We start from the raw sequence: 822 nt of genomic DNA on the forward strand, positions 1-822 counted from the left end.
CCATATTTGATATCCATCTCCCACAGCTCATTCGACGCTGTAAGGGTTCGGTTGCTGGCCAGCTTCCGCGGGAACGAAACGTTCTTCCGCCGCTGTGGATGAAGCAGATCCATGGCCTTCAGCAAGCGATACACTTTCTTCTTGTTAATCACGAGCAAGTAGGTTCGGCGCAGGAATACGGTGAGCTTTCGGTAGCCATACACGACTTCCTCATCGCTGCTCACAGCTTCTGAGAGCCATTCCGAGATCTGTTCATCGCTGACCGGCCTGCCCTCCTGCGTCATCGACTGTCCAGGTACAGGGCGTCCTACAACAGCCTTCTTTTGCACGACCTCCTTCTGCAACTGTGCAGCACGTTTCTTACGATGATAGTAGATCTGCTCGCTTACCCCGACAATCTTTAGAATGCGGCTACCCGCGTAACCCAGCTGTATCCACTTGTCGGCTATCTCAATCTTGTCCGATAAGCTGGGTCCTGCTTTTTTAGCAAGTCTCGCAGGACAGCAATCTCAAGATCCTTCTCGCCCAGAAGTTCCTTGAGCTGGCGGTTCTCCCCCTCAAGCGTCCGAAACTCCTGCGGGGATGGCGTGTACGTCGCCACAACCTTGTTTGCCGGATCTGCCTGCTTCCAGTCGGTATGCTGCGCTGCCTTCATCCACCGATAGAGAATCTTAGGGTCGATGCTATGACGACGGGCGACCTGGGAAGCGTTCCCGACCTCCTTGGCCTCTTGAATAATCTGGTTCTTCATTTCCACTGAAAATCGTCTGCGTTGCATTAAAAAATCCCCTCCATCGCTTCTGCTTCTAGCTTACACCGTTA

Annotated in this window: 2 protein-coding genes; both read right to left on the reverse strand. The window is 53.0% G+C overall.

Annotated elements, in window-relative coordinates; translation table 11 throughout:
- The coding region (locus tag RB620_RS30165) for an IS3 family transposase (RefSeq protein WP_308100866.1) at window positions 1-329 on the reverse strand (329 nt) is incomplete at its 3' end.
- 116 nt (window positions 330-445) lie between these two features.
- Window positions 446-778, reverse strand: a complete 333-nt coding sequence (locus RB620_RS30170) for a transposase (protein ID WP_308100868.1) — start codon at window positions 776-778, stop codon at window positions 446-448.
- Window positions 779-822: the final 44 nt, after the last annotated feature.

The sequence above is a fragment of the Paenibacillus sp. LHD-117 genome, assembly GCF_030929555.1.
Lineage (GTDB): Bacteria > Bacillota > Bacilli > Paenibacillales > Paenibacillaceae > Pristimantibacillus.